The following is a 20,272-nucleotide window of genomic DNA, read 5'->3' as shown; positions in this document are numbered from 1 at the left end:
GTGGCTCGGCGCGGGGCCTGTCACTTCACGAGACTGGAGCATGATGGATTCCCTGACCGAGGCTGTGCTCGCGGGGGCGCCCGCGGAAGTGCTGGAACGGGAGCCGGTGCCGGAGCAGTACACGGCGGCTCACCTGCGGGCCGAGGACGTCGGCATGTTCACCGAGGGCGGCGACAAGGACGTACGCCGGTCCATCCGCGTCGGCGACGTGCCCATGCCGGAACTGGCCCCGGACGAGGTCCTGGTCGCGGTGATGGCCAGCGCCATCAACTACAACACCGTCTGGTCAGCGACCTTCGAGCCGGTGCCGACCTTCGGATTCCTGGAGCGGTTCGGGCGCCTGGGCGGCCTCGCCTCCCGGCACGACCTGCCGCACCATGTCATCGGCTCCGACGGGGCCGGCGTCGTGGTGCGCGCCGGCAGTGCGGTGCGGAGCTGGCGCGCGGGCGACCACGTCGTCGTCAGCTGCGTCCAGGTCGACGACCAGGAACCGGCCACGCACGCGGACGCGATGCTCGGCGCGGGCCAGCGCATCTGGGGCTACGAGACCAACTTCGGCGGACTGGCCCACTACTCCGTGGTCAAGGCCAGCCAGCTGCTGCCCAAGCCGGCGCACCTGACCTGGGAGGAGGCCGCGAGCGTGCTGCTCACGGCGGCCACCTCCTACCGGATGCTGATCAGTGACAAGGGCGCCCGGATCAAGCTCGGGGACGTCGTCCTCATCTGGGGCGCCACCGGCGGCCTGGGGGCGTTCGCGGTGCAGCTGGTCAAGGCGGCGGGAGGCATCCCGGTCGGTGTGGTCAGCTCGGAGAGCAAGGCCAAGGTGCTGCGGGCGCTCGGCTGCGACGTGATCGTCAACCGCGCGGAGGTGGGCCTCGGCCGCGCCGACACGCCCGAGGAGACCATCGAGCAGGGCAAGCGTCTGGGCCGGATCATCCGTCAGGAGGTCGGCGAGGACCCGCACGTGGCGTTCGACTACATCGGCCGTGCCACCTTCGGGGTCTCCACGTTCGTCGTCCGGCGCGGTGGCACCGTGGTGACCTGCGGTTCCAGCACCGGCTACCAGCACACGTACGACAACCGCTACCTGTGGATGAACTCCAAGCGCATCATCGGCAGCCACGCCGCCAACCTCCAGGAGCAGGCCGAGCTGAACCGGCTGGTCGCCCGGGGCGCCATCTCCCCCGTGCTGTCCACCGTGTACTCCCTAGACGAGGTCGGGGAGGCCGCCCGGCTGGTGCAGAACAACGAGCACATCGGCAAGGTCGGCGTGCTCTGCCTCGCTCCGCGGGAGGGCCTCGGCGTCACCGACCCGGCGCTGCGCGAGCGGATCGGCGCGGCGGCGCTGAATCCGGTGCGGAGCGTCTGACGCCATGGCCGAGCGACCCATCGGCATTCTGAGCACGGGGTCCTACCTCCCCAAGGAGGAGGTCTCCAACGCCGAGATCGCCGCGCGTGTCGGCGTCCCGACCGAATGGATCGAGCAGCGGACCCGCATCCTGGAGCGACGGTACGCCGCACCCGACGAGGCCACCTCGGACCTCGGCGTCCACGCGGCGGAACGCGCCCTGGAGGCGGCCGGGATGGAGGCGTCCGAGGTCGACTACCTCATCGTCTCCACCTCGACCCCCGACTCCCCCCAGCCGCCCACCGCCTTCCACGTGCAGCGGGGCCTCGGCGCGCACACGGCGGTCTGCTTCGACGTCAACGTCGTGTGCAGCGGCTTCGTCTACGCCCTGGCGATCGCCCGCAGCCTGATCCGGGAACGGCCCGGCTGCCGGGCGCTCGTCGTGGGGGCCGACATCTACTCGCGGATCCTGGACTTCACCGACCGCCGCACGGCCGTCCTGATGGCCGACGGCGCCGGCGCCGCCGTCGTCGGCGAGGTCGACGAGCCGTACGGGTTCACCGGCTTCGAGCTGGCCTCGCGGGGCGACGCCCACCAGCTCATCCGCGTCGAGGCCGGGGGCAGCAGACTGCCCGCGTCCGAGCGGACCCTGGAGAACGGCGACCACTACTTCCGCATGGAGGGGCGGGCGGTCCGGGACTTCGTCCTGGACAACTTCCCTCCCCTGCTCGACGCGTTGTGCGCCCGCACGGGCACGTCCCGCGAGGACATCGCCCACTTCGTTCCGCACCAGCCCAACGGGGTCATGCTGGCCCAGCTCGTCGAGCGTGCGGGGCTCACCTCCGCGCACACCCACCGCACCCTCGAACGCTACGGGAACGCGGGCAACGCCGCCGTCGCGATCACCCTCGACGAGGCCCACCGTCAGGGCCACCTCCACCAAGGCGACCTCGTGCTGCTCGGCGGCTTCGGCGGCGGCATGTCCATGGGCGCCGGTCTCATCCGCTGGGGAGTGACAGCATGAACACGACAACAGAGGGCACACCGCCCGTCCACCGGGTGGGCATCGTGGGCTGCGGCCTGATGGGCTCCGGGATCGCCGAGGTGTGCGCCCGGGCCGGCCTGGACGTGACGGTCGCCGTCTCCCGGCCCGCGTCCGTCCAGCCGGGCCTGGACCGCATCCGCACCTCGCTCGGCAGGGCGGTGGCCAAGGGCAGGATGACCGAGGACGAGCGCGACGCGGCCCTCGGCCGGATCGAGGTGGTCCCCGACCTCAAGGCGATGGCCGACCGCCAGTTCGTCGTCGAGGCCATCCGCGAGGACGAGGCGGCCAAGGTGGAGCTGTTCGCCTCCCTGGACGCCATCGTGGAGGACCCGGACGCCATCCTGGCCACCAACACCTCCTCGCTGCCGGTGACGCGTCTCGCCCGGTCCACGGACCGGCCCGGCCGGGTGGTCGGGGTCCACTTCTTCAGCCCGGTGCCCATGCTCCCGCTGGTCGAGCTCACCAGCTCCCTGCTCACCGAGGAGCAGGTGGCGGACCGGGCCGAGCGGTTCGTCTCCGACGTGCTCGGCAAGGAGGTGATCCGCACCGCGGACCGGGCCGGATTCGTGGTCAACGCGCTGCTGTTCCCGTATCTGGTCTCGGCGATCCGCATGGCGGAGTCGGGATTCGCCACGGCGGAGGTCATCGACCGCGGCATGCGCCTGGGCTGCTCGCACCCCCTGGGGCCGCTGCAGCTGTGCGACCTCATCGGCCTCGACGTGGTCGCGTCCATCGCCGGGTCACTGTACGAGGAGTACAAGGAGCCGCTGTACGCCCCGCCCTCCCTGCTGATCCGCATGGTCGAGGGCGGTCTGCTGGGGCGGAAGACGGGACGCGGCTTCTACACGTACGACCGCTGAACACACGCGGAACCGGTGCGCGGCGGTCCGGCCGCGCACTCCCGCTCCGGGCGCCCGGCCCGGTTCCCTCCCCGTTACCGGGGAATGGATTGTCCGAATTCCTTCTGGACTAACCTCAGTTGTGGGCATCAGGCGGCGCACGCCGGTGGTACCGCCATCGCCGGCCATCGTGACTCGAGCAGCTACGAGGGTGCGTCGGTTCCCAAGGGGGGAAGCACGGGCAACAGAGTTCACGGACAGTGATCCTGTCCAGCGCACCGCACGCGCGCTCTGTTGCCCGACATCCGGGCTGAGGTCGTCAGGACCGTCTTCCGGAATGCGGCTGCCTGATCCCGCGGCGTCTCACGGGGGACGTCGCAGCACCGCTGCCGTCGCGGGTGCCGGCCCACACCGGCCCGCGCAAGCAGTCGGTTCAGGACAGCCACTTCGAGGAAGACTATGACCATCGAGAACGCATCGTCCCAGCCGCGTCAGGCCGAGGACCCGCCCGCCGGCATCTCGCGCCGGCTCTCGCGCCGGTTCCTGCTGAAGGCGGCCGGTACGACCGCGCTGACCGCCTCGGTCGCCGCGGCCACGTCGGGCACGGCGCGGGCCCTGCCCCGCAACACCTACGACGTCATCGTCATAGGCGCCGGCTTCGCCGGGGCCAGCGCCGCCCGCAAACTCACCGCCAAGGGCCTGAGCGTCCTGGTGCTGGAGGCCCGCAACCGCATCGGCGGCCGGGTGTGGACCTCCACCTTCGCCGGTGAGCAGGTCGAGATGGGCGGCACCTGGGTCGACGAGAAGCAGCCGCTCGTGTGGCAGGAGGTCCAGAAGCACGGGATGGCGCTGACCGCCGACGCCCCGCCCACCCGCAGCTACTTCCCCACCACCACGACCGGTGGCTGGCAGGCCTTCGACTCCATGGACCTGTTCACGCGCCAGGCGCAGGTCGTCACGCCCCTGTTCGAGGGGTCGAGGGACTGGTTCCCGGACCCCTACAAGCCGTTCACCCGCGAGGACCTGATCCGCGACCTGGACAAGCTCTCCATGCGGGACCGGCTCAACCAGATGCGGTTCAGCGCCGAGGAGGAACTGCTGGCCGACCCGGCCACCTCGTACCTGACGGGCTCGGCGTCGACCATGGGCCTGACGGAGCTGGCGCACTGGTGGGCCCTGTGCGGCCACAGCTACGAGGGCTACGGGAGCATCAACACCTACCGCCCCACGGTGGGTTCGACCGCGCTCGTCCAGGCCATCCTCAACGAGTCCAAGGCCACGGTGAAGCTCAGCAGCCCGGTGACCACCGTCTCGGTCAGCGGCTCGCAGGTCTCGGTGACGGCCAAGGGCACGACCTACACCGCCCGCGGCGTGGTGGTCGCCGTTCCGGTGAACGTGTGGAACAGCATCCAGTTCGCCCCCGGCCTGCCCACCGAGTTCACCAGCCTGTCCACCCAGGGCCTCGGCGTGCGCACGGCGCAGAAGTTCATGATGCACGTCAGGGGCAGCAACCTGGGCCGGTTCTCCGCGGAGTCGCCGGCCGCCTCCTCCTCGAAGATCACCGCGGTGTTCCCGTTCAAGGAGCGCTCCGACGGCAACATCGTGATCGGCTTCAGCAACGCCTCGTCGTTCGACGCGAGCAACCGGTCGACGGTGCAGACCGAGCTGCGGAAGATCATTCCGGGGATCGAGGTGGTCGCGGTCTCCACGCAGCACTGGGGCCAGGACCCGTACTCCAAGGGCGGCTGGGCGGTGCGCGCTCCCGGCGTCCTGACCGGCCCCCTGCGGGCGGTCCAGCAGCCCGTGGGCCGGCTCACGTTCGCCACCAGTGACATCGCCAACGGGTGGAACGGGTACATGGACGGCGGCATCGAGAGCGGCAACACCGCCGCGGGCCAGATGGCGAGCATCCTCGGCGTCTGATCCCGGTTCGCCGGTCCGCAGCCCCTCCCGCCCGGCGGCGGGAGGGGCCGCGGTGCCCCGGCGGCCGGCCGCGCACCACGCCGTTCCATTCCCGTTCGTGATCGCGTCACGCGCCCATAACATCGAACGGGCCGCACGAAGAGCAAGAAATCCATAGTTTGTCATTTTCCCGGGAACCAATTGGCTTCCCGACAAAGTCAAGTGCCGCGTCACCGTACGCACTTGATTTCCGCTGGCGCACCGGTAACACTCATCCCCGGCACCCGATTGATTTCAAGTGAGAGGGAACTACGAAATGGCGGGCAACACCGCAGTTACTGTCATCGGTCTGGGAGAGATGGGGGCGGCGCTCGCCGGCGCGTTTCTGAAGGCCGGTCACTCGACGACCGTCTGGAACCGTACGGCGTCCAAGGCCGACCCGCTGGTGGAGCAGGGGGCCCAGCGTGCCGCCACGGCCGCCGAGGCCGCTCAGGCGAGCCCCGTGGTCATCGTCTGTCTGCTCGACTACGCCTCCGTCCACGAGGTCCTGGACCCGCTGGGCGACGCCCTGAAGGGCCGCACGGTCTACAACCTCACCAACGGCACCCCGGAGCAGGCCCGGGAGACCGCGAAGTGGGCGGCCGACCTCGGTTACGACTACATCGACGGCGGCATCATGGCCGTTCCGCAGATCATCGGCACCGACCACGCCTACGTGCTCTACAGCGGCTCCGGCAAGGAGTCCTTCGAGCGCGACAAGGCCGTCCTCGGCGCCATGGGCGACCCCCGCTTCGCGGGTACGGACCCGGGTCTGGCCTCGCTGCTCGACCTGTCCCTGCTGGCCGGCATGTACGGCATGCTCGGCGGTGCCATCCAGGCCATCGCCATGGTCCGCTCCGAGGGGGTCAACGCCCAGCAGTTCTCCACCGACCTGCTGATCCCCTACGTGACCTCGATCGCCGGCGTGGTGGCGAACCTGGCGCGGCAGATCGACAACGACGAGTACCACATCGGCATCTCGGCGGCGCTGAGCATGCAGCAGGTGGGCTTCCGCAACATCGTCGAGGCCAGCCGGAGCCAGGGTGTGAGCTCCGAGCTGCTGGACCCGATCCAGTCGCTGATGGACCGCCGGGTCGCCGACGGCTTCCCGAACGACGACTTCTCCGGCGTGATCGAGCTGCTCAAGCAGGACAAGAAGTGACGGCGCGGGGTCACTGACCCCGCTGCCCGTCGGTAACACCTTTTCGGCCTCCAGGACCCGTTCCCGGAGGCCGAAATCATTTCCCCGGCACACTCACCCCGCGGTAATCGGAGATACCCCGAGCACCCTGTTCCCGCCCATTCACTCTGCTCCGACATGCCGATTTGAGAGCGCTTTGAGCGCCCTTTGACCGAGGGCTCTTGTGAGGACGGACGGAAGCACGGATGCTGCCTGGCATGACGAATGAAACGGACATCCGGAAACTCCCGGTCACCGTGCTCGGCCTGGGGCCCATGGGCCGTGCCCTGGCCGGCGCCTTCTTACGGGCGGGTCATCCCACCACCGTCTGGAACCGCTCCCGGGGCAAGGCGGACGACCTGCTCGCCGCCGGCGCGCGCGAGGCGGACACCGCCGCCGAGGCGGTGCGCCGGGGCGACCTGGTCGTCGTCAGCGTGGCCGACTACGACGCCGCGCAGGCGGTGCTCGACACGGTCGACCCGGCCGACTTCGCGGGCCGCGTGCTGCTCAACGTCTCCACCAGTACGGCGGAGCGGTCCAGGACGGCGGCCGCCCGGGCGGCGAAGCAGGGCGTCGACTACCTCGACGGCGCCATCATGATCGGGCCGACCTTCATCGCCACCCCGGACTCACTGGTCTTCCTCAGCGGTTCCCGGGACGCCTACGACCGGCACCGCGAAACCTTCCGGGCCCTGGGCGGCCGGGTGGTGCACGTCGGCGAGGACCCCGGCTTCGCCGCCCTGTACGACATGTCGCTGCTCGACTTCTTCTGGACGAGCATGTCGGGGATGATGCACAGCTTCGCCCTGGCCGGGGCGGACGGCGTGAAGGTGCGGGACTTCGCCCCTTACCTCAAGGTCATGCTGGACACGGTGGAGATGCTCGCTCCCGACACGGCCCGTGAGATCGACGAGGGGGCCTATCCGGGCGGCGGCGAACTGCTCACGATGCGCTGCTCCACCGTCGACGACATCATCGAGGCGGCGCGGCTGCGGGGGCTCGACACGAGCGTGCTGCGTGCCGTGTCCTCCGTCGAGCACCGCGCACGCGCCCTGGGGCACGCCGGCGACAGCTACACCGCCACGGTCGAGGGCGTCCGCCGGCCCGCACCGACGGACTGAGGGACCGGGCCGCGACGCGCCGGTGGCCACCGCCCGACCACTGCCCCGCCATCGCCCGCCCAGCTGGGAAACCGGCTGGTCATCGGGTGCGCGGCGGGGCGTGGACCCCCCTTGCCCGGGGCCCGCGGAACCGGTGGAGTGAGCCGCATGACTGAGAACCTGACGGAGAGACCCATCGTCGTCCTCGGTGGTCTGGGCAAGGTCGGCCGGCGCCTGGTACCGGCCCTGCGCGACGGTGGCCACCCGGTGCGGGTGGCGTCCCGCTCCTCCGAGCAGCACTTCGACTGGCACGACACCGCCACCTGGGCCCCCGCCCTGGAGGGCGCCCGCGCCGTGTACGTGGTCTACCTCCAGAACCTGTTCAGCCCGGAGGCCGCCGTACGGCTGCGCTCGCTGGGCGAGCTGGCCCGCTCCCTCGGCGTGGAGCGGGTGGTCCTGCAGTCGGCGCGCGGGTGGCCCGAGGCCTACCCGGCCGAGGTGGCGGTGCGCTCCTCCGGCGCTCCGTGGACCATCCTGCGTCCCGCCTGGTTCTTCCAGAACTTCAGTGAGGCGCTGCTGGTGCACCCGCTGGTGGCCGGCGAGGTCCGTCTGCCCACCGGGGACGGCCGGGAGGCGTTCGTCGACGCGCAGGACGTGGCCGAGGCGGCCGCGCGGGTGCTCACCGAGGACGGCCACACCGGCCGCCTCTACGAGCTGACCGGGCCCCGGCTGCTGACCTTCGGCGACGCCGTGGCGGAGATCGCCGCCGGCACCGGGCACGACTTCCGCTTCACCCCGCAGTCCGCCGAGGAGTTCGCCGCCGAGATGCGGGCCGCGGGTGTGCCCGAGCCGTACATGTACATGGACACCGAGGAGTTCGCCCGGATGGAGTCGAGCCTCTTCGCCCAGGTGCACAGCGGCGCCAACGGGTACCTCACGGACGCCGTGGAGCGCATCCTGGGGCGGGCGCCGCGCGACTTCGCCGCCTACGTGCGCGAGACGGCGGCCACGGGCGTGTGGGACAAGCAGCCGTCGTAACCGCAACCCCGCCCGCCCGGACCCTTCCCGACAACCCGGACGCCCCGCTCCCGTACGACACGTCGTGTGCGTACGGGAGCGGGGCGCCGTGCGTGGGGCGCGGGACCGGCCCGCCGGATCAGAGGTAGTCGTTGTCGGGTTCCAGGCCGAGCAGCAGGCGCCCCTGGACCTCGAGGGAGGCGAGCGGGGCGAACAGCCCGTGCACCGACAGTGCCAGGAGGTCGCGCTGGATGCGCTGCAGGTCTCCGCTGCGCACGATGACGGAGGCCGGGCTGAGGGTGTAGAGGACGTCGACGGCCTCCTTCGCCGTCTGCACGATGAAGGCGATCTGCCCGCGGATCGTCGCCTTCTCCCCCACCGTCAGCCGGCGGCCCTCATCGGCGCGTTCCTGCACCAGGTCCACCAGGGTGCGCTGCAGGGCCTCCGCCGCCGCGATCTTGTTGGCGGCCACGGCCACCTGGTGGTGGATGTGCGGGTGCTTGATCTGCTCGGTCCAGTTCGAGTACGCGATGCCCTTGCCCGGGAGCTTCTCCACGAAGACGTCGAGGGCGGCCCTGGCGAGGCCGGTGTAGACGGCGGTGCACTGGGTCAGCACGTGGCTGAGCAGGTGGTAGTTGCGGCCCTTGAGATCCGCGTTCCACCGGTCGCGGGTGGCCGCCTCGTACGCCTCGGCGCCGACCACGCGGTGCGCGGGGACGAAGACGCCGTCGGCGGTCGAGGTGACGCTGCCGGTGCCGGCCGCGCCGAAGACGTCCCAGTCCTCCCCGATGACCAGGTCCGAGGTCGGGACCAGCGGGTAGAGGTCCTCGACCCGGCCGTCCTCGTGCTCGATGAGCGCGGAGCAGACGTTCCAGTCGGCGGCGCGGACGCCGCTGTTGAACCGCCACTGGCCGGTGAGGAGGTAACCGCCCTCGGCCGGCACCAGTGTGCCGGAGGGCGTGAAGCCGCCGGAGACGCGCACCCGGCCGCCCGCGAAGACCTCCTCCTGTGCCTTGTCGGGGTAGAGGCTCGCCATCCATGCCGTGGTCACCCAGACGGAGGTGACCCAGCCGGTGGAGCCGCAGGCCCTGGCGATCTCCTCCAGGACCGCTAACTGCTGGGTGGCCGGAAGGTCCGTGCCGCCGAACCTCTCGGGCACGGCGATGCCGAAGACCCCGGCCTTCTCCAGCAGTTCCACGCTCTCGTCCGGTATCCAGCCCGCCTTCTCGGCGTGCGCGGCGTTCTCCCTGATTCTGGGGGCGATGCTCCGTACCGCTTCGAGTACCGCCAGTTGGTGCACATCGGCAGCAGTCATCCCGTTCACCTTCCCATGTCGGTTTCTGTTCCCGTGGTGCGGCGCCGGTCGTGAACTTTCATGGCCCGCAGGAACGTATCCGCTGTGTGTCATGCTCCGGTAATCCCGGTCGTACGCCGGTGCGTGGGCGTCCGGTTCCCCGGGAATGTGCGCGCCCCGGAGGTGCGGTCGAGGGGCGTGAAGCGGCCCGGCCGCCGCCCCGTGGTGCGAGGGGCGGCGGCCGGGCGGGGACGAGCGGGGCCGCCTACGCGGAGGGCCGCCCGAGGAGTTCGACGATGCTGGTGGCGCTGTCCTCGGCCCGGCCGGCGTCGAAGCCCCGGCGCAGGAGGTCCATCACGGCGGTCGGCAGCGAGGAGTCGACACCGCTGTCGAGTCCGGTCTCCACGACGTGCTCGATGCTCGCCAGCCCCATGGAGAGCCGCTCCACGTCGCCCGCGAAGTTCCCCTCGTCCAGCCGGGGGGTGTAGAAGCCGAGGAAGTCCGGCATCGAGGCGAGGGTGCCGGAGGCGTAGGGCAGGAGGTCGGAGGCGGAGATGCCGTTGGCCTTCGCCACAGCGACGGCGTGCAGCCAGGAGGACAGGGACGTCCAGAAGATGTCCAGCTGGAGCTGGTAGTACAGGGCGGCCAGCCCCTGGTCCTCCCCCCGGTGGTCGGCGGCGGAGATCACCTCGAGCGTGGCGCGGTGCTCCTCGAAGAGCGCGTGGGGACCGCTGTAGAAGGTGAGCGCCCCCGGGCCGGCGATGCGGTGGGGCGGCACCGTCACCCCGCCCGTCAGGTACGCCGCGCCGTGCCCGTTCACCCACTCGGCCGCCTCGCGGGACTTGGCCGGGGTGTCGGAGCTGAGGTTGACGACGGTCCTGCCCTCCAGTGCCTCGGTGGCCCGGCCGAGGATGGCGTACATCGCCTGGTGGTCCGTCAGGCTGAGCAGGACGAGCGTGTTCGCGGCGAGGGCGTCGGCGACCGTGGGCGCGAGGACGGCTCCCTTGGCCACGAGGGGCTCGGCCTTGCTCGCCGTCCGGTTCCACACGGTCACCTCGTAGCCCTTGGCGAGGTACGCGTCGGCCATCGCGCTGCCCATCGGGCCGAGTCCGATCAGGGTGAGCGACTGCTTCGACATGGGTGTTCTGCCCTCTCGTGGTCGGGGGGAGAAGGGGCCCGCGCCGGAACGGCGCCACCGTTCCGGCGGTTCGGCCCGGCCCGGCGAAGGACCCGTACCGAACGGGGCGCCCCACACGCCTCTGCGTGGCTTGCGAATCTATCCGGGCGGCGTGGGACGGCAGTAACGGCGGAGTAATCCGCCCCCGCGCCGCACCGTGCTCACTGGTTGACGAAGCCGCCGTCCACCGGCAGGACCGTGCCGGTCAGGAAGGGGCAGCGGTCGCTGAGCAGCCAGGCCGCGGCCGCGGCCACCTCCTCCGGTTCCGCCGTACGGCCCTGGGGGGTCATGGAGTTGACCATGTCCTCCAGCCCGGGGTTGCGGGCGAACCAGTCCGCGGTGATCTCGCTGCGGGTGGTGCCGGGCGCCACCGCGTTGACCCTGATGCCCTGCTGGGCGTACTCGTCGGCGGCGGCCCGGGTGAGGCCCACCACGGCATGCTTGGAGGCGATGTACGGCGCCGCCGTGGGGATGGCGACGAGCCCGCCGACACTGCTGTTGTTGACGATCGCGCCGCCGTGCTCCAGCATCGCGGGGATCTCCGCGCGCAGGCAGTTGAAGACACCGCGCACGTTGGTGTCCATGATGGTGTCGTAGGTCTCGTCGTCCATCTCGTGCAGGGGGGTGCGGTCCCCTCCGACGCCGGCGTTGTTGAACGCCCCGTCGAGCCGTCCGAACGTGCCGACGGCCGATTTCACCGCCATGGCGGCGTCCTCGGGCGAGGTGACGTCGGCGACCACGTACTCCGCCCGGGCCCCCTGGCCGCGCAGCTCCTCGGCGAGCGCGGCCAGCCGTTCCTGCCGGCGGGCGACCAGTAAGACCGCCGCGCCCTCCTGGGCGAACACTCTGGCCGCCGCCGCTCCGATACCACTGCTCGCCCCGGTGACGAGCACGACTTTTCCGTTCAGCAGACTTTTGTCCATGGGGAGATCCTGTCAGGATCCAATGTTCCGACTGTGAACTTTTGTTGAAGTCCGTGATCGTGATGCGGCACGGCGGGTCCGGGCGGGTCCGGGGGTCCGGCGCACCGAGGTGCCCAGGTGCCTGATGAGGTCGGCGGCCCGGGAGCCCGTGTGCGGTGATCCGTCGCCGAGCGCCACGAGCGCGGCGCACTCCATGAGCAGCGTCCCCATCTCCGCCGCCCGTTCCGGTTCCAGCGGCCGTTCCGCGGGACACTCGACGCCGTCCGGCGTCCGGCACACCAGGCCGGACGCCTCCGCGAGCGTGTGGGCCCCGTGACGCAGCAGCGCCCGCCCGAGCCGGGGGTCCGCGCGCTCGGCGCGGCCGAGCACGGAGTCGAGCGCCTCCGTGTACGCGGCCATCACCTTGGCGGTGAAGGGGTCGGCGAAGGTGTGCCGACCGGTGTAGGAGAGGCCGCGCGGATCGGGGAGGCCGTGGACGGCCTCGGGTCCGGTGAGGGTGCCGTGCGGTTCCGGGGCGCCGTGCCGTGGGGCGGGCGCGGGCCGGGTGAGCCGCGTGACCGACCGGGCCAGGCCCTCGTTCAGCGCCTCGACGAACCAGGGTCCGACGAGGGGCTCCTGGGGCCAGGCCGGCTTCTGCGTGCTCGTTCCTGCGGACATGGTCCCCCCTGTTTCACTCGGGGGCGGTTCCCAGCTGCCGGAAACCGCCGTTGAAGAAGAGCAGCCCGGACGAGTCCTGCGCCGTGGCGGCGTGGACCACGTCACCGATGAAGATCGAGTGGTCGCCCGAGTCGTACGCCTCGGACAGTTCGCACTCCAGCCAGCCGACCGCGCCGTGCAGGAGCGGCGCCCCGGTGTGGGTTCCGGGATCGAAACCGAAGTCGCGGAACTGCTCGGGGCCCAGCGGCCTGGCCTTGTCGGCGAAGTGGCGGGCGACGGGCTCCTGCGCGGCTCCCAGGATCGAGACGCCGAACCCGTGTGCCGCGGTGATCGCCTTGTGCATAACGGCGCTGTGGGCCACGCAGCACAGGATTTTCGGCGGCTGCAGCGAAACCGAACTGAACGCGTTGGCGGTCATTCCGTGAATGTGCTCGCCACCCACGCTCAACACGATGACTCCGGTCGCGAAGCGCGCCATTGCCGACCGCATCGACGCCGGTTCCACCGGGATTCGGTCGACGACTTCGTTCACTGACACAGGACTCATTCCGAAACCCTCCGAAGAATCATGGGAAAAGCGTAGGGGGCCGCCCACCGCGGTCTCTCACCACGGAGTAACCGCTGTGGGGAGGCGGGCTGTTGCCTGGCGATGACCGGGAGATGGCAGGCTCGACGCCCGCGACGCGCGGGGCCCGCCGGGCCTTTTCGCGCGCTATTCCCACCGGCCCAAACAACCGAGGAGTGATGACGCCATGACGGCCATCGACGAGGAACCGACCCAGCAGGTACTGGCACGGGCGGAACTCGCCGTCCGTTCCTTCAACAGTGGCGATGTCGCCACTCTCGACCGACTTTTCGCCGCTGACGCCATCTCCGTCCAGGAGGACGGAAGTGTCCTTTCCGGGCCCGCACGGACGAAGGGACGGGCCGAGGTGCTGGCGCTGGGGCCCGTCATGACGGCGCGGGTGCTGGAGTCGTACGTGACGTCCGACACCGCGCTGCTCGTCGTGGACTGGTCGATCGAGGTGGACACGGCCGAGGGCGGCCCCGAGCGTCACTCGGGCACCGCGCTCGACGTGCTGCGCCGGCGGGGTGACGACTGGCTGTACGTCATCGACAACCCCTACGGCAAGGACATCTGAGAGACAGGGCCGCCGCCGCGGCCGGGACGCGGTTGCCGCGTCCCGGCCGCGGCGTCGTCTCACCGGGCGGCACCCGCTCCGGCGCCGCTCTCCCGCGGGGCGGGGAAGTACCCGGTGTCCGCGAAGAACTCGACGTACTTCCGGAACAGTTCACGGGTGACCGGCGGGCAGGCGATGCCGGTGCCGTCGAGCGCGGTGACGGTCCCGGTGGTGGCGATGGCCGGGTAGAAGGACTCGCTGTCCGCGACGAGCAGTTCCACCGCGTCGAGCAGCGGTGCGGCGGAGTTCTCCGGGTCGGCCCGCACCAGTTCGAACCAGGTCGCGCGGTCGAGTTCGTCCAGCGGGTAGCCGTACTCCCGCAGGTACGCGACCACCTCGGCGAACGTCACGTGGCTCTCGTTGCAGAGGTGGTAGGTGCCGCCCGCGGCGTCCCGGCTCCGGGAGACGGCGACCAGGGCGGCGCTCGCGTAGTCGACCGGCATCAGCCGGAACACACCCGGGAGTTCGGCCGGGGCCGCGCCCGCCTGGAGCATGCCCTTGATGGTCAGCCACACGAAGTCGCGGGTCTGGCAGGCGCCGTTGACCTGGTCGCCGGCGATCTGGTCGACGCGGTAGACGTTCACGGGCAGGCCGCGTTCGCGGGCGATGCCGATGATCTGCTCGGTGACCCACTTGCTCTGGGTGTAGCCGTTGGGCAGCACCTCGCCGGGCCCGGCCGGGTCGGTCACCTCCAGCGGCACGCCCCGGGTCACCGGGCCCGCGAAGACACCGGTGGTCGACACGTAGTGCAGCGGGACGGTGCGGTGCCGGGCGGCGAGCCTCAGGAGTTCCTCGGTGCCGCCGACGTTGGCGGCCCTGACCGTCGCGTAGGGGTGGATCCAGTTGACCGAGGCGCCGGGGTGGTAGACCACGTCGACGGTGTGGGCGAGGTCGTCGAACTCCTCCTCGGTCAGACCGAGCCGGGGCTCGGCGAGGTCACCGACGACGATCCGCAGGCGTGCGGGGTCGATGTCGTCCCAGAGGCGGTACCACTCCAGGTTGGCCCGCACCCGCTCCAGGGCCTGGTCCCGGTCGGCGGCGCGCACCAGGACGTGGACGCGGGCCCGTGTGGTGCGCATCAGGTCGCGCAGCACGAACGCGCCGAGGAAGCCCGTGACGCCGGTGAGCAGCGCGTCCTCGGGGTCCTCCGCCACCGGGTGGACCTCGTCGGCCGGGCGGATGTCGTCGGCGAGCCGGATCTCGGCGGCGAAGTCCACGCGCGGCTCGGCCCCGCCCTGCTCCCCGCCGGCGAACTCGGCGTGCAGGTAGGCGGCGAGGGCGGCGGGCGAGGGGTGGTCGAAGACGAGGCTGGCGGGGAGCCGGGTGCCGGCCGCCGCACCGAGCCGGTTGCGCAGTTCGACGGAGGTCAGGGAGTCGAAGCCGAGTTCGGGGAAGGGCTGGTCGGGCCGGATGCCGGAGGGGTCGAAGTGGCCGAGGACGGCGGCGACCTCGGCACGGACCAGGTCGAGGACGATGCCGAGCTGTTCGGTCTCCTCCTTGCCCTCCAGCAGGGCGGCCAGGCTGTCGGTGCCCAGCGCCGACTCGGTGACCGTGCGGCGCACCGGGGTGCGCGCCAGGGACTGGAAGACCAGCGGTACCGAGGTCCGCTGCTCGCGCAGCGCCTCCACGTCGACGGGCACGCCGACCAGGGCGGGGTCGCCCAGGGCCATGGCCGTGTCGAGGATGCCGGGTCCCGCGTCGGAGGCGACGAGCCGGAAGCCGGCCCGGACGATGCGTTCGACGTCGGCGGCGTCGAGGTTGGCGGCCATCGCGCTGAGCTGTTCCCACAGGCCCCAGGCGACGGAGGTGGCGGGCAGGCCGTGCGCGCCGCGGTGCTGGGCCAGGGCGTCCAGGAAGGAGTTGGCGGCGGCGTAGGTGGACTGGCCGGCGCCGCCGATGACGCCGGCGAGCGACGAGAAGAGGACGAACGCGGACAGGTCCAGGTCGCGGGTGAGTTCGTGCAGGTGCCAGGCGGCGTCGACCTTGGGCCGCAGGACCGCGTCGAGCCGCTCCGGGGTCTGCGCGGTGATGAGACCGTCGTCGAGCACACCGGCGGCGTGGATCACGCCGGTCAGCGGCCGGTCGGCGGGCAGGCCGGCGAGCAGTGCCTCCAGGGCGGCGCGGTCGGCGGTGTCGCAGGCGGCGATGGTCACCTCGGCGCCCAGGGCGGTGAGGGAGTCCCGCAGTTCGCCGGCGCCGGGTGCGGCGGGGCCGCTGCGGCTGGTGAGCAGCAGGTGGCGCACTCCGTGGGCGGTGACCAGGTGGTGGGCGAACAGGGCGCCCAGGGTTCCGGTGCCGCCGGTGACGAGGACGGTGCCGTCGGGGTTCCAGGTGCCGCCGGGGGTGGTGCCGGGCGCCGGGGCGCCGACCCGTGCGACGCGGGGGACGAGGGCCCGGCCCTCCCGGAGGGCGGCCTGGGCCTGTCCGGAGCGCACCAGGGCGGGCAGGGCGGCGAGGGAGGCCGGGTCGTCGTCGAGGTCGACGAGCACGAACCGGCCCGGCGACTCCGACTGGGCGGTCCGCAGCAGGCCCCAGACGGCGGCCGCGCCGAGGTCCGTGACGTCCTCGGTGCCGACCGCCACGGCGCCGCGCGTGACGCAGACGAGCGGGACGTCCTCCAGGCGGTTGTCGTCCAGCCACTCCTGGACGATGCCGAGGGCGTGGTGGGCGGCCGCGTAGACGGAGGCGATGCCCTGGCCGTCGCGGGCCGGGGTGTGCCAGGTCAGGACGGCGTCGAGGACGGCGCCCGCGTCCACGGCCTTGGCCGCCGCGGCCACGTCGGCGAGCTGGACGGCGTCGAACAGGTCGGTGCCCAGCTGGGCCAGGGCGGCGGGGCGCTCGGGCGTGGTGAGGCCGAGGGGCCGCCACTCCACGCGGAGCAGCGAGTCGTGGCTGCGGGCGTCCCCGGCGCCGACGGCGGCGGCGCTGACGGTGCTCGCGGTCAGCGAGTCGATCGTGGCGATCGGCCGTCCCGTCTGGTCGGCGAGGTCGGCGCGCACGGTGTCGCCGTCCGGGGTGAACCGGACGCGCAGCGAGGTCGCGCCGCCCGCGTAGAGCTGGTAGCCGCTCCAGTGCGTGGCGAGCCGGGCGCCGGTGCCCGCGGGGGTGCCGAGGGCGAGCGGCAGCGTGTGCAGGGCCGCCTCGAGGAGCGCCGGGTGCAGGGCGAACTCCGCCGCCTGGGCGCGCAGTTGGTCGGGGATGCGGACCTCGGCGAGGAGGGTGTCGCCGTCGCGCCACAGGCCGGTCAGGCCCTGGAAGGCGGGGCCGGTGGCGATGCCGTCCGCCGTGAGGCGGTCCCGGACGTCCGCCGGGTCGACGGGCGTGGCGCCGGCGGGCGGCCACTGGGAGAGGTCGGCGGTGGCGGCCGGGGCGCGCAGGCTGAGCCGGCCGGTGGCGACCCGGGTCCAGGGCACGTCCCCGCTGTCCGGGCGGGCGTGCACGGCGAAGGGGCGCGCGGCCGTGGTGTCGCCGGGGTCGGCGGCGTCCACGACGACCTGGATCTGGGTGCCGTCGCCGGTGGCGAGGACCAGGGGCTCGTGGACGGTCAGTTCATCGACGGCGGTCAGGCCGACCTCGTCGCCGGCGCGCACCGCCAGTTCGGCGAGGGCCGACGGGGGCAGCACGGCGGCCCCGTGGACGCGGCTGTCGGTGAGCCAGGAGTGGGTGTGGGCGGCCAGGCGGCTGGTGAACAGGGTCTGCCCGGCTCCGGCGACGGTGACGGCCGCGCCGAGCAGCGGGTGCTCCGCGGGGGCGAGGCCGAGCCGGGTAACGTCGACGCCGGTCGCGGCGTACCAGTAGCGCTCGCGCTGGAAGGCGTACGTGGGCAGCCGGACCGTGCGGACCTGGTGGCCGGTGAAGACCTTCTGCCAGTCGACGTGGCCGCCGCGGGTGTGGAGCGTGCCGAGGGAGGTCAGGAAGCGGTCCAGGCCGCCGTCGTCGCGGCGGAGCGTGCCGACCACGACGGCCCGCTCGTGGCTCTCCTCCAGGACCGGGCCGAGCACCGGGTGCGGGCCGACCTCGACGAAGGAGTTGTGGCCGCTGTCGACGAGGGCGCGGGCGGTGGCCTCGAACTCCACCGGCCGGCGCAGGTTCTGGTACCAGTACTCGGCGTCCAGGGTGGCGGTGTCGAGCGGGCCGGCGGTCACCGTGGAGTAGAACTGCACGGTGCCCTTGCGGGGGCGGATGGGCGCCAGGGCTTCGAGGAGGCGGTCGCGGATCTCCTCCACCTGGGCCGAGTGGGAGGCGAAGGCGGCGGAGAAGCTCTTGGCCCGGATGCCGTCCTCCTTGCACCGGGCGACGAACGCCTCGAGGGCTTCGCCGTCGCCGGACACCACGGTCGAGCGGGGCCCGTTGACGACGGCTATGGACAGGCGCTCGCCCCAGCCCTCCGCTGCGAGGCGGGCGGCGAGCTGGTCGCGGGAGAGGGCCACGGAGGCGATGGTGCCGCGGCCGTGCAGCACGTGCGCCACCTGGCTGCGCAGGGCGGCCACGCGGGCCGCGTCCTCCAGGGTGAGCGCCCCGGCGACGTAGGCGGCGGCGACCTCGCCCTGCGAGGAGCCGACGACGGTGTCCGGCTCCACACCGTAGGAGCGCCACAGCGCGGCCAGGGAGACGGCCACGGCGAAGGAGGCGGGCTGCAGGACGTCGACGCGGTCGAGGGAGGGCGCGCCGTCGGCCTGGCGCAGGACGTCCTCCAGCGACCAGTCGACGTACGGGGCGAGGGCCTGCTCGCAGGCGCGGATCGTCGCGGCGAACACCTCGGAGGAGTCGAGGAGTTCGACGGCCATGCCGTCCCACTGGCCGCCCTGCCCGGGGAAGACGAAGACGGTCCTGCCGCCGTCGGCGGCGGTGTTCTGCACGACGTGCGGTGATGCCTCGCCGTCGCGCAGCGCGCGCAGTCCCTCGCGCAGTTCGTCGGGGTCCGCCCCGATGACGGCGGCCCGGTGGGAGAACACCGAGCGGGTGGTGGCCAGGGAGTACGCGATGTCCAGTGCGCCGGTCCCGGGGTGCCGTTCGGTGTGCGCGAGGAGCCGTCCGGCCTGGGCGCGCAGCGCCTCGGGGGACTTCGCCGACAGGATCCAGGGGACGGCCGGGGTGGGGGTGGCGGGCGTGGCGTCGGTGTCCTCGCCGGCCGGTTCGGCGGGCTCGGGGGGCGGCGCCTGCTCCAGGATGACGTGGGCGTTGGTGCCGCTGGCGCCGAAGGCGGAGACACCGGCGCGGCGCGGGCGTCCGGTCTCGGGCCAGGGCCGTGCCTCGGTGAGCAGGTGTACGGCGCCGGCCGACCAGTCGACGACCGGGGTGGGGTTCTCGGCGTGGAGCGACCTCGGCAGGACGCCGTGCCGCAGGGCCTGGACGGTCTTGATGATGCCGCCGACGCCGGCGGCGGCCTGGGCGTGTCCGATGTTGGACTTCAACGATCCCAGGTACAGGGGCTGTTCGTCGGTGTGTTCCTGCCCGTAGGTGGTGAGCAGCGCCTGGGCCTCGATGGGGTCGCCGAGCGTGGTGCCGGTGCCGTGCGCCTCGACGGCGTCGACCTCGGTGGCGGTCAGCCGGGCGTTGCGCAGGGCCTGGCGGATGACCCGCTCCTGGGAGGGGCCGTTGGGCGCGGTGAGGCCGTTGCTCGCACCGTCCTGGTTGACGGCGATGCCCCGTACCACGGCGAGGACGTCGTGGCCGTTGCGCCGGGCGTCGGACAGCCGCTCGACGACGAGCAGGCCGACCCCCTCGGACCAGCCGATGCCGTCCGCGGAGGCGGCGAACGGCTTGCACCGGCCGTCCTGGGCCAGTCCGCGCTGCTGGGAGAAGTCGATGTGCCCGCCGGGGGTCGCGGCCACGTAGGAGGCTCCGGCGAGGGCCAGGGTGGACTCCCCCGAGCGCAGCGACTGGACGGCCAGGTGCAGGGCGACGAGCGAGGACGAGCAGGCGGTGTCGATGGAGACCGCGGGCCCTTCGAGACCGAGGGTGTACGCGATGCGTCCCGATCCCATGCTGCTGAGCTTGCTGGTCATCAGGTAGCCGTCGAACTCGCCGGGGGTGTCGAGGCCGAGGTAGCTCTGTTCGACGAGGCCGGTGAAGACGCCGGTCTTGGAGCCCTTCAGGCCGGCCGGGTCGATGCCGGCGTCCTCCAGGGCCTCCCAGGCGGTCTCCAGCAGGAGCCGCTGCTGCGGGTCCATCGCCAGGGCCTCGCGGGGGGAGATGCCGAAGAAGGCGGCGTCGAAGCGGGTGGCGTCGTCGACGAAGCCCGCCTGCCTGACGTAGGTCCGGCCGGGCTTGGCGGGGTCGGGGTCGTAGAGGTTGTCGAGGTCCCAGCCGCGGTCGGCGGGGAAGTCGGTGATGGTGTCCCGCTCGTCCATGACGAGCTGCCACAGCTCGTCCGGGGAGGAGACGCCCGGGTAGCGGCAGGCCATGCCGACGATCGCGATGGGCTCGTCCCTGCCGGACTCGAGCTCGGTCACGCGCCGGCGCGCCTTCTGGAGGTCGCCGGTCACCTTCTTGAGGTAGGCGAGCAGCTTCTCTTCGTTGGACATGCGAACCTCGGATCTCCTTGGATCGTCCGGCGGATGGGGGGAA

Annotated in this window: 13 protein-coding genes and 1 pseudogene; 8 read left to right on the top strand and 6 right to left on the bottom strand. The window is 72.2% G+C overall.

The features are described 5' to 3' along the window. Positions 1-43 precede the first annotated feature (43 nt). The 7 genes from ccrA to FHX78_RS34800 all read left to right on the top strand — a co-directional run bounded on the left by ccrA (position 44) and on the right by FHX78_RS34800 (position 8,491). Positions 44-1,369: a crotonyl-CoA carboxylase/reductase gene (ccrA, locus tag FHX78_RS34830; protein ID WP_145872296.1), complete on the top strand. Its 1,326-nt coding sequence runs from the start codon at positions 44-46 to the stop codon at positions 1,367-1,369. Between the two features lie 4 nt (positions 1,370-1,373). After that, complete coding sequence (locus FHX78_RS34825) at positions 1,374-2,372, top strand: 3-oxoacyl-ACP synthase III family protein (RefSeq protein ID WP_145871353.1); 999 nt, start codon at positions 1,374-1,376, stop codon at positions 2,370-2,372. Next, on the top strand, positions 2,369-3,253 hold the full coding sequence (locus FHX78_RS34820; protein WP_167531928.1) for a 3-hydroxybutyryl-CoA dehydrogenase: 885 nt from the start codon (positions 2,369-2,371) through the stop codon (positions 3,251-3,253). The genes FHX78_RS34825 and FHX78_RS34820 overlap by 4 nt, the downstream gene beginning before the upstream one ends. A 438-nt stretch (positions 3,254-3,691) precedes the next feature. Further along, positions 3,692-5,155, top strand: a complete 1,464-nt coding sequence (locus FHX78_RS34815; RefSeq protein WP_145871351.1) for a flavin monoamine oxidase family protein — start codon at positions 3,692-3,694, stop codon at positions 5,153-5,155. A 295-nt stretch (positions 5,156-5,450) separates the two neighbouring features. Beyond that, positions 5,451-6,335 (top strand): NAD(P)-dependent oxidoreductase, encoded by an 885-nt coding sequence (locus FHX78_RS34810; protein WP_145871349.1) that lies wholly within the window; start codon positions 5,451-5,453, stop codon positions 6,333-6,335. A 236-nt stretch (positions 6,336-6,571) separates the two neighbouring features. Next, positions 6,572-7,474 carry an NAD(P)-dependent oxidoreductase gene (locus tag FHX78_RS34805; RefSeq protein ID WP_229924146.1) on the top strand — a complete coding sequence of 301 codons (903 nt, stop codon included), beginning with the start codon at positions 6,572-6,574 and terminating at the stop codon, positions 7,472-7,474. Between the two features lie 147 nt (positions 7,475-7,621). After that, positions 7,622-8,491, top strand: a complete 870-nt coding sequence (locus FHX78_RS34800) for an NAD(P)H-binding protein (protein WP_145871346.1) — start codon at positions 7,622-7,624, stop codon at positions 8,489-8,491. Between the two features lie 118 nt (positions 8,492-8,609). Here FHX78_RS34800 and FHX78_RS34795 read toward each other — a convergent pair whose 3' ends face one another. From FHX78_RS34795 to FHX78_RS34775, 5 genes are all read right to left on the bottom strand, one after another. Further along, positions 8,610-9,785, bottom strand: a complete 1,176-nt coding sequence (locus FHX78_RS34795; RefSeq protein WP_145871344.1) for an acyl-CoA dehydrogenase family protein — start codon at positions 9,783-9,785, stop codon at positions 8,610-8,612. 244 nt (positions 9,786-10,029) lie between these two features. Beyond that, the gene (locus FHX78_RS34790; RefSeq protein ID WP_145871342.1) at positions 10,030-10,902 is read right to left on the bottom strand and encodes an NAD(P)-dependent oxidoreductase; all 873 of its coding nucleotides are present in this window, start codon (positions 10,900-10,902) and stop codon (positions 10,030-10,032) included. Between the two features lie 200 nt (positions 10,903-11,102). Continuing rightward, complete coding sequence (locus FHX78_RS34785) at positions 11,103-11,864, bottom strand: SDR family NAD(P)-dependent oxidoreductase (RefSeq protein ID WP_145871340.1); 762 nt, start codon at positions 11,862-11,864, stop codon at positions 11,103-11,105. A 12-nt stretch (positions 11,865-11,876) separates the two neighbouring features. Beyond that, positions 11,877-12,521, bottom strand: a complete 645-nt coding sequence (locus tag FHX78_RS34780) for a hypothetical protein (protein WP_145871338.1) — start codon at positions 12,519-12,521, stop codon at positions 11,877-11,879. Between the two features lie 13 nt (positions 12,522-12,534). Further along, positions 12,535-13,053: a flavin reductase family protein gene (locus FHX78_RS34775; protein WP_308439687.1), complete on the bottom strand. Its 519-nt coding sequence runs from the start codon at positions 13,051-13,053 to the stop codon at positions 12,535-12,537. A 220-nt stretch (positions 13,054-13,273) separates the two neighbouring features. Here FHX78_RS34775 and FHX78_RS34770 point away from each other — a divergent pair, with 220 nt between their 5' ends. Next, entirely contained in the window at positions 13,274-13,663 is a 390-nt protein-coding gene (locus FHX78_RS34770; RefSeq protein ID WP_145871334.1) for a YybH family protein, read from the top strand. Positions 13,664-13,722: 59 nt separating this feature from the next. Here FHX78_RS34770 and FHX78_RS38015 read toward each other — a convergent pair. Beyond that, positions 13,723-20,193: pseudogene (locus tag FHX78_RS38015) on the bottom strand (thioester reductase domain-containing protein); the annotation flags it as partial. Positions 20,194-20,272 lie beyond the last annotated feature (79 nt).

Origin of the sequence: Streptomyces capillispiralis (genome assembly GCF_007829875.1) — a bacterium.
GTDB classification, from domain to species: Bacteria; Actinomycetota; Actinomycetes; order Streptomycetales; family Streptomycetaceae; genus Streptomyces; species Streptomyces capillispiralis.
Note: the sequence above shows the minus strand (reverse complement) of the source record. Positions and strands in the feature narration are given on the sequence as shown.